We start from the raw sequence: 9,353 nt of genomic DNA, 5'->3' as shown, positions 1-9,353 counted from the left end.
CGTTTGGATGAAAACTCCTTATTTGATTTTTTTTGGTTAGTTGTTAACTCTCTATTTCTTGGTTTCTTAATTGGAGTATCAATTAAATCTTCTCCTAGATAACCTAAATCTCCCTTAAAGTTTTGTTTGGGATCTAAGTTATCTCGATTTTCTCTAAATATTGTTATATCGCTTTTCGGTCCGGGTTCCCCAGCGATAACATCAACAATATCCCTTGCATCTGGTAAAATAATTATCTGAGTTTTAAAGGTGTGTTTACTCGTCTTACCAGAAAAATATTTTTCTTGCTCTTTATTGTCTCCAGGTCTTTCCCTAACTTGTTCATAGCTATCTATGATTAATTCATAATCTGTGAGTATCTCTTTAACTACTTCATAGTCAGATTCTTTTTTTTTAATTGTTCAACTAAACTCGATGGCAGCAATTCTTGAAGGATTGGTAACCAATAATTAAATGTATCATTTGCTGTCGATTCACTTACTCCAAACGGGATACCAAGAAGTTGAAATGTCGTCAAATGTCGGAGATAGACCAAAGTTAAAATTATTTGTTCTCTTACAGATAGTTTTGGTTTACGACCTCCACCAGCAGCAATAATTCTAACTTTCTGGGATTCTAATAACTCTTGCAATTCAAGAGTGTAATCGTTCCACATTTTGGATTAATTTTTGTAACTGTTCATACTCCAGACCAATTAACCGCTTTGTTTCTTTAGGGTTGTTTTCAATATGGTTTAGTATCTCGCTCATGTTTCTGTATAAAAAAACTCTCTGATGTTCTTTTACCACAGAATGTTACTATTTTGGAGATGTCTATTGATTAAACATAATATTATTTTGCTGAAAATCAGCCTTTGATGATTAAATTCCGCGAAATCACGGACATAAATAAAAACTTTTACTAAAAAAAATGCGCTTTTTGCTGAACCAGAATCCAACTTAATTGAGACAAAATAGCTCTGTAAAGCTTTTAAAAGTGTAAAATTATGGCTCGAAAAAAACGTAGTTCCCGGATTTTAGAAAAAGCTGAGTTTAGAGTTGCCGGGCTGAAAGCTATCGATCCAAAGATCAATTTTGATGAGACTTACAACTTGCAAAATTTGAATCAATTAATAGATAATTTTCACAATATGCTTGATGATTATAACGCTGCTATAGCTATGATTGACTCTTCTAGAAATAAGCTGGATGAGATGGAAAAAACCTTAAGTCAAGTTTCAGACAAAATGCTAACGTGGGTTGGTTGCAAGTATGGCAGAAACAGCAACGAATATGAACTTGCAGGTGGCGTTAAAGACAGTGAACGTATCCGTAAAAGCAGATTGACACGCTTGAAATCTAACACAGATAAAACATCAGATGAAAATGCTTTAACTGCTACGCCCTAACGGAAGTCAAAAGGCTTATAGAATCTGCTTTTAACTTTTTTAGAATGATATCTGTAAAAATTCAAGGTGTCCAGCAGATCCCCGACTTCTTAAAGAAGTCGGGGATCTATTTCATCACGAATAATCCAGGGCTGCTATATAATAATGCATTAACCCAGAACTTCCGAAATCTTAAAATTGAATGACCAGGTTTATCCATGATAAATTCGCCAAAGACTATCTAGAAGAACTACTAAAAGATTACGGAGAAGTCAAAGCATCAGAAAAAGTCTCAGGAGAGATTAAAGAAATAGATGTTTTATTCACTCCTGCTAAACAGCAAAGCTCTAATATACAAATACTAGGTTTGTTAGGAAGATTTGCCCAACAACCTGCAATTATAGAACCATACCGGAATCCAGCTTCCACCGATGAAATCTGCGACTGTATTCTCAAATTATTAGAAATCAAGGCTCTCCTGCGACGAGAAGCTAAAACCAATAAAACCAAACTTCAGGACTCAGAAATTCCCAAATTATGCGTTCTTACACCTACCATATCTGAAACTAGATTGTCTAGCTTTGGAACTATACAAAAAGCAGGTTGGTTATCAGGAGTGCATTTTCTGCCAGATGCCTTGCGGACAGCAATTGTAGCAATACACCAACTACCCCAAACACCAGAGACATTATGGTTAAGGCTTTTAGGTAGGGGAAACGTGCAGTCACAAGCGATTATCGAGTTGCAAGCGTTACCATTAGATCATCCATACCAAAAAGCAACTCTTGAATTAGTTTACAACTTGCGCGAAAACTTGAGAGTAAATCAAGAATTAGAAGCAGATGATAGGGAATTAATTATGCGACTAGAACCACTTTATCAAAGAGACAGAGAACAAGCCAAAGAAGAGGGCAGGCAAGAAGGAAGGCAAGAAGGAAGGCAAGAAGGGAAACAAGACTTAATACTGCGTCTACTAAATCGCCGTATTGGTGAGATTGATACGTCATTAATCGAGCAAATTCAAGGCTTATCGATTGAACAATTAGAGAATTTAGGAGAGGCATTGCTAGATTTTTCTAGTGTTGCTGATTTAGAAACTTGGTTAAACCAACAATCAATCTAATTTCTTATTACTACACCTGCCGACTAGAAGTCGCGGCTATACAGACGAAACCCACCTCCGTGGGTTAAAAATTCTTGATTTACTCTTAGTCCACGGAGGTGGACTTTGTTTGTGTAGTAGCGAATTCCATTCGCCTTTCCAAACTGCAAACAACCGATTACCAGTAAGGCTTTCAGTAATAAAAGTGAGTTAAACTCTTATAGCCAAGTATTGACTAAAAATATTTCATAATTAAAGATAGAACATCCCAATGGAGAACATAAAAATGCTAGAACAATATCGTAAACACATTGCCGAAAGAACAGCACTCGGTATTCCTCCTTTACCATTGGATGCGAAGCAAACCTCAGAATTATGTGAATTACTGAAAAATCCGCTAAAGGGTCAAGAGGATATATTATTACATTTATTGCGCGATCGCGTTTCTCCTGGTGTTGATCCAGCAGCTTATGTCAAAGCTGGATTTCTCACCGCGATTGCCAAAAAGGAAATCATCAGTCCCTTGGTTTCGCGCATAGAAGCGGTGCAATTGCTGGGCACGATGGTAGGTGGTTACAATGTACAATCTTTAATCGATTTGCTGCAATGGCCCACGGTATCCGTCTCAGACTCATCTGAAACACCTTTAGTAATGGGTGGACAAGGAAAGGAACCCATTTCTGCCTACGCCGCCAACGCTTTAAGCAAAATCCTCTTGGTGTATGACGCTTACCACGATGTTTTAGAGTTGTCTAAAACCAATCCTTTCGCCAAACGGGTGATTGACTCTTGGGCGGAAGCTGAATGGTTTACCATGCGCCCCACAGTCCCAGAAGCGATTACTGTCACCGTTTTTAAAGTTCCTGGCGAAACCAATACCGACGATTTATCCCCCGCCCAAAGCGCCACAACTCGCCCAGATATTCCCTTACACGCTTTGGTGATGTTAGAGTCACGGCAACCGGGAAGCTTGGCAACAATTGCCGAATTGAAGAAAAAAGGGCATCCTGTAGCTTACGTGGGAGATGTAGTTGGTACAGGTTCCTCGCGTAAATCTGCTATTAACTCAGTATTGTGGCACATGGGAAATGATATACCTTTTGTGCCAAACAAACGCGCTGGGGGTTATGTTTTAGGTGGTGCGATCGCGCCAATCTTCTTTAACACAGCAGAAGATGCCGGTGCTTTGCCTATTCAGTGCGATGTCACCAAACTAGAAACTGGCATGGTAATTACCATCCATCCCTACAAAGGCGAAATCACCAATGAAGCAGGCGAAGTCATTTCCACCTTTGCCCTCAAACCTGACACCATCCTCGATGAAGTCCGCGCAGGTGGACGCATCCCCCTACTTATCGGACGTACCCTCACCGACAAAACTCGTCTTGCACTTGGTTTAGAACACAGCACCGTTTTCACCCGTCCCCAGCAAGCCTTTGATACAGGCAAAGGCTACAGCTTGGCACAGAAAATGGTAGGTAAAGCTTGCGGATTACCTGGTGTGCGTCCCGGCACATCCTGTGAACCCATCATTACCACCGTTGGTTCTCAAGATACCACAGGCCCCATGACCCGCGACGAATTGAAAGAACTTGCCTGTCTTGGTTTCAGTGCAGACTTAGTGATACAAAGTTTCTGCCACACAGCAGCTTATCCCAAACCAGTAGACATCCAAACTCATCACGAACTCCCCGATTTCTTTGCTTCTCGTGGCGGTGTCGCCCTCCGTCCCGGTGATGGTATCATTCACTCTTGGTTAAACCGGATGCTGTTACCCGATACCGTAGGAACTGGCGGCGACTCTCACACCCGCTTCCCCTTGGGTATTTCCTTCCCCGCCGGTTCTGGATTAGTAGCTTTTGCAGCCGCCTTGGGTGTGATGCCTTTAGATATGCCAGAGTCAGTTTTGGTAAGATTCAAAGGTGAATTGCAACCAGGTATCACCCTGCGCGATGTCGTGAATGCCATACCCTACGTGGCAATTCAAAAAGGTTTGCTGACAGCAGAGAAGCAGAATAAGAAAAACGTCTTCTCCGGGCGAATTTTGGAAATAGAAGGTTTGCCAGATTTAAAAGTTGAACAAGCCTTTGAACTCACCGATGCTAGCGCCGAACGTTCTTGTGCCGGATGCACAATTAAGCTGAGTGCAGAGACAATTTCTGAATATCTGCGTTCTAACATAGCGCTGTTGAAAAATATGATAGCACGGGGCTATCAAGATGCGCGTACCATGTTGCGCCGTGTGGCAAAGATGGAAGAATGGTTAGCAAATCCCGTGTTATTAGAAGGCGATGCCGATGCTGAGTATGCCGAAATAATTGAAATTGATTTGAACGAAATTAAAGAACCAATTGTTGCTGCTCCCAATGACCCCGATAATGTTAAGTTATTATCGGAAGTTGCTAACGATCCAGTGCAAGAGGTGTTCGTCGGTTCTTGTATGACTAACATTGGTCATTATCGGGCAACAGCGAAAGTTTTGGAAGGTGCAGGTGAAGTGAAAACTCGCCTGTGGATAGCACCACCAACCCGCATGGATGAACACCAATTAAAAGAAGAAGGTGTATACAGCGTTTTTGGGGCTGCGGGTGCTAGAACAGAAATGCCAGGATGCAGTTTGTGTATGGGTAATCAGGCGCGAGTTGCTGATGGAACAACAGTGTTTTCTACCTCTACCCGCAACTTCAATAATCGCATGGGTAAAGATGCGCGAGTGTATCTTGGTTCAGCAGAATTAGCCGCAGTTTGTGCGCTACTGGGGCGGCTTCCGACAGTGCAGGAATACTTGGATATTGTGGCAAGTCGAATTCATCCTTTTGCAGATGATTTGTATCGGTATCTAAACTTTGATCAAATCGTCGGTTTTGAGGATGAAGGGCGTGTAATTGCGTTGGAAGATATGCCGAGGCTTGAGGATATTTTGGGTATGCCAGCTAGTAGTTTGAGTAGATAATTAAAGTTTGGTGGGCAATGCCCACCTTTCAAATCAATTATTTTTGAAAAAGCTTAGAAATAGCTATTAAATCACGTCCTTGTATCTCAACTGTAGATGAGCCTTTCCTTGTGAAGGCTTTTTCTCCAAGAAATGAAACTTCAGTTTGGATCGGGATAGTAATCCTAATGACTGAATGACCTTTATATGATATCGTGTCAAACTTAGTTAGTACCTGCGTCTTTAATGTTTCTGTAAGAGCAGAATTCTGAATTGTATTCGTCAATAATCTCACATATTGCTCGATAGTTTGCTTTTGTAACTTCGCTTCTCTATCAATTCCTACAATATATCTTCCATTAATTTCAATAGGTTTTACCTTATCTTGCATTTCGATTTTATCAGCGTCTTTTTGAGAGTCAGTAACTCCAATATGAATATATCCATCGCTATCTGACCCTAAGTTTGCTATTCCACATATAGTTTCAACAATTCTTTCTAGTAAATCTTTATTTAGGTTTCTTTTGGGAGATAAATCGAGTAACCCTTGCTTACATTCATACCTTGAAGTTTCTATACGAGAACGACGCAAAGAATTTTCAAGATCAAGTACAAGTTCAACGCCATGTCCTAAAGCAGATGGTTCTTTTTTGGCAAAACAATCTTGAATTAGACCTATAGTTTGCTTAATGTTGCTTTTACGGTCTTCTGTTGTTGTGTAGTGACTACTTAAATCCAACTTTCTCTGAAGTCCTCGAAGACCATTCATTATACCTTCTGGATCAACAGGAGAAAGTTCTTTACGAATAACTAGGTCGAAAAAAGCCATTAAAATAGTGTAAAATGCCGTTCTGATAGGATTATTACTATTTGGATTGACAACACGCAGTAAAGACTTAGGTTCTGAACTATAAGCTTCTATTGTTTCTCGCATCACTGCAAATGTTGTGATTATATCCTGAGTTAATTTTTTGAATCCATAGGTTGCTAAGGCACTATCTAAAACTTGAGAATATTTGCCACTCAAGTCATATAAACTATCTAAACGTTCGGTGCTTACTGGCAAAGGTTCATTGAGTAAAATAGAAGCTATAATATCAGCTATCATTTGTTCGTCTTCGCTTTCTCGAAGTAGTTTTGCAGTTAAGGCTCCTTGTTTACACCATATTGTATCTTCAGCTTTAATTTTATAACCTTGATTACTTTTTTGCGAATCAATACTTATTTCTGGCATATCTGTAAGACGTAATACTTTATCTGAAACGTCTCCACGCAACTCCATAGAGATTGTTCTCACTAATTCTGCAAATGCAGTTGTTACACCGGCTTGTCTTTTTTCTTGGCTACTTAAGTGTTTACCACTGGAATTAATACGACCAAAGACTTCTGTGATGTCTTCTTCTGCCATTGCAGTATAAGTAAGTCGGCGCGAAAAAACCAAACTATGTAAAGATAAGTAAATACGGAGAATGCATCTACCGAGGTGACGAAGATATGGGCGCTCGTTTAAGGGTGTTTTTGACTAGCGATCAAGATAAAACTCTATTAAACCTAAGAACTGCGGATGCACCACAGAAAGTCAAAGACCGAGCAGAAGTAATCAGGTTAAATGCACATGGTTGGTACGTGGAAAAAATAGCCGCCCATTTTAAGTGGACTCCACAAACAGTGAGAGAAGTTTTACATAAATGGGAAAAGCTTGGTATACAAGGTCTTTGGGAGAAACCGGGTCGAGGGGGAAAACCGAAGTGCAAGGAGTCAGACATAGTTTTTTTGGAAGAATGCCTGAAAAAGGAACCACGCACATACAACAGTCTTCAATTAGCCCAAAAATTAGAAAGCGAACGCCAAATTAAACTGAGTCCCGATAGATTAAGACGGGTACTCAAAAAAAGGGGATCATTTGGAAACGAGCTTTGAATTTGTCATAAAAGAAAACAAGACCCTGTAATCCGGGAAAAAAAACAGGCAGACCTAGATATGCTGGAATTAGCTGCTGCTGCCAGAGAAATAGACCTAAAGTATTTAGATGAATCAGGGTTTTGTGCATGGAGCGAACTTGGTTACACCTATTACCCGCGAGGTGAGCAAAAACGTCTGGAACAAACCCAGCGTCGTGGTCGAAGATTAAGCATTATCGGATTTTTTCAACCAATAATAAGCTTTATTTACGGTCTGGTTATCGGAGGTGTTAACAGAAAAGCTTATATCGAGATGATGGAGCAAGAAGCAGCGGATGCCCAAAAGATAGGGCGCATCAGGGTAATAGTGCAGGACAATGGTCCGATACATCGATGTCTTCAGGTGCAGCAGTTATGGCCAAAGTGGGAACAAATGGGTTTGTACCTCTTCTTTTTGCCGAAATATTGCTCTGAAATGAATCCGATTGAATTGGAATGGCAACACCTGAAAAAACATGAACTAGCGGGAAAAATGTTTGACGACGAGTTAGAACTAGCCTATGCCGTAATTGATGGTGTTCAAGCTAGAGGGGAAAAAGGAAACTACAGTACACACCGTGTTAAATTTAACTCCCACGACTCGGGTTAAGCTTTTGTTACATAGTTATAAATTTTCCCGCCGACTTACTTATGTCTAGCTTTTCTTCGTATTCACCTCCTGGAGTATGGGATACCATTTCTAATGTGAATATTGGAACTATCCCATTGTCTTCCCAAACTGCGTAACTTTTGCGTGATTTACCACCCTTTTTCCGTTCTACTCCCAGACTTAAAAAAGCATCTGGAACTACAGGTACTCTGGGATTTACTCCTGTGGTGTGATACAGTCCCATATCTACTCCGAAGTACCAATCCATACGATTTGCCCAAATGGAGTTAAGTAAGAAGAGTAAAATATTGGGCAAAAAGTTTTGATCTTCGTTATCCACTGGGGTATCGTCTGAACAGGGAAGTTCATCAGTAGTTGGTAACGCATTTTTGAGATCGGGTGAGAGCATAACCGTTGTCTCGCTGGCGTTTGATGCCTTTATTATAAGTGAGTGACCAAAATTTTAACGTTTAGGTGTAGCTTCCCCAAACTTAATTAAAAGTGCGATCGCAATACTAACAAGCAAAATTAACGTCATACTTAAGGCTGAACCAAATCCCCAATTTTGGGTGGCTCCAAGAAACTGATTATAAACTAACCGCGCCGCCGTCATACTAGAAGCACCACCGAGTAATTCTGGATCGACAAAATCCCCTAAGCCTGTGATGAATACAAGCATGGAAGCAGCCGCAATTCCCGGAAAAATTTGCGGTACGGTTACTTGGAAAAAAGTTTCCACCGGATTTGCACCTAAATCAGCCGCGGCTTCTAGCAATCGTTTATCTAGCTTTTCAAGAGAAGCATATAAAATCAAAACCATATAAGGTAATAAGCTGTAACTCATGCCAATTAATACAGCTTGACTATTATTAAGTAATTCCCAAGTAGGCAAGCCTAAATTGCTGAGTAAACTGTTCAATAAACCAGTAGGACGAAGAATTGTAATCCAAGCATAAGAACGGAGTAACGAAGAAGTCCACAAAGGTAGAACAAAACCTAATAGCAGCAAATTTCGCCAACGCTGCGGCGCTATCTGAGCAATCCAATAGGCGACGGGGAAGCCCAAAATTAAACAAATTATCGTAGTGCCAAATGCAAAAAATAGCGATCGCCCAATTACTTGCACGTAAAGTGAGTCAAATATTCGGATATAGTTTTTGAATCCGTTGGGATTTACCAAATCTCCCGGTCGGATATCTGCAACTAAACTCAACTCAAAAATTATCAAAGTTGGCAGCACCAACAAAAGTAATAACCAAATTCCAGATGGTGCAAGCAATACCAAAGGTTGCAGCCAATTTCTAATGGGGCGCTGCAATTTTTCTATTTTAGAAATCTCATTTTTTTCCAAATTAATCACTCCTAACTCTTAACTCCTAATTCTTTTAACTGCTAGTTAATTG

7 protein-coding genes and 2 pseudogenes are annotated in these 9,353 nt (G+C 40.3%); 4 read left to right on the top strand and 5 right to left on the bottom strand.

What is annotated here, in order from left to right:
• The coding region (locus IQ229_RS23695) for a transposase family protein (RefSeq protein WP_322743933.1) at positions 1-335 on the bottom strand (335 nt) is incomplete at its 3' end.
• Between the two features lie 32 nt (positions 336-367).
• A complete protein-coding gene (locus IQ229_RS23690) occupies positions 368-655 on the bottom strand; it encodes a helix-turn-helix domain-containing protein (RefSeq protein WP_228013074.1) in 288 nt (95 codons plus the stop codon).
• Positions 656-985: 330 nt separating this feature from the next.
• Between IQ229_RS23690 and IQ229_RS03380 the strand changes: the two genes are divergently transcribed.
• From IQ229_RS03380 to acnB, 3 genes are all read left to right on the top strand, one after another.
• Positions 986-1,387: a hypothetical protein gene (locus IQ229_RS03380; RefSeq protein ID WP_194041287.1), complete on the top strand. Its 402-nt coding sequence runs from the start codon at positions 986-988 to the stop codon at positions 1,385-1,387.
• A gap of 181 nt (positions 1,388-1,568) precedes the next feature.
• On the top strand, positions 1,569-2,489 hold the full coding sequence (locus IQ229_RS03375; RefSeq protein WP_194041285.1) for a DUF4351 domain-containing protein: 921 nt from the start codon (positions 1,569-1,571) through the stop codon (positions 2,487-2,489).
• Positions 2,490-2,754: 265 nt separating this feature from the next.
• Entirely contained in the window at positions 2,755-5,421 is a 2,667-nt protein-coding gene (gene acnB / locus IQ229_RS03370) for a bifunctional aconitate hydratase 2/2-methylisocitrate dehydratase (RefSeq protein ID WP_194041283.1), read from the top strand.
• Positions 5,422-5,458: 37 nt separating this feature from the next.
• On the opposite strand, the gene IQ229_RS03365 is transcribed toward acnB, so the two are convergent.
• A complete protein-coding gene (locus IQ229_RS03365) occupies positions 5,459-6,808 on the bottom strand; it encodes an AlbA family DNA-binding domain-containing protein (protein ID WP_228013072.1) in 1,350 nt (449 codons plus the stop codon).
• 86 nt (positions 6,809-6,894) lie between these two features.
• Between IQ229_RS03365 and IQ229_RS03360 the strand changes: the two are divergent.
• Positions 6,895-7,950: pseudogene (locus IQ229_RS03360) on the top strand (IS630 family transposase).
• A 25-nt stretch (positions 7,951-7,975) separates the two neighbouring features.
• Here IQ229_RS03360 and IQ229_RS03355 read toward each other — a convergent pair.
• Positions 7,976-8,359 (bottom strand): annotated as a pseudogene (locus tag IQ229_RS03355) (hypothetical protein); the annotation flags it as partial.
• Between the two features lie 54 nt (positions 8,360-8,413).
• On the bottom strand, positions 8,414-9,307 hold the full coding sequence (locus tag IQ229_RS03350) for an ABC transporter permease (protein WP_194041289.1): 894 nt from the start codon (positions 9,305-9,307) through the stop codon (positions 8,414-8,416).
• Between the last annotated feature and the right edge of the window lie 46 nt (positions 9,308-9,353).

Origin of the sequence: Nostoc cf. edaphicum LEGE 07299, from assembly GCF_015207245.1 — a bacterium.
Taxonomy (GTDB): domain Bacteria; phylum Cyanobacteriota; class Cyanobacteriia; order Cyanobacteriales; family Nostocaceae; genus Nostoc; species Nostoc edaphicum_B.
This window is presented reverse-complemented; position numbering and strand designations above follow the sequence as displayed.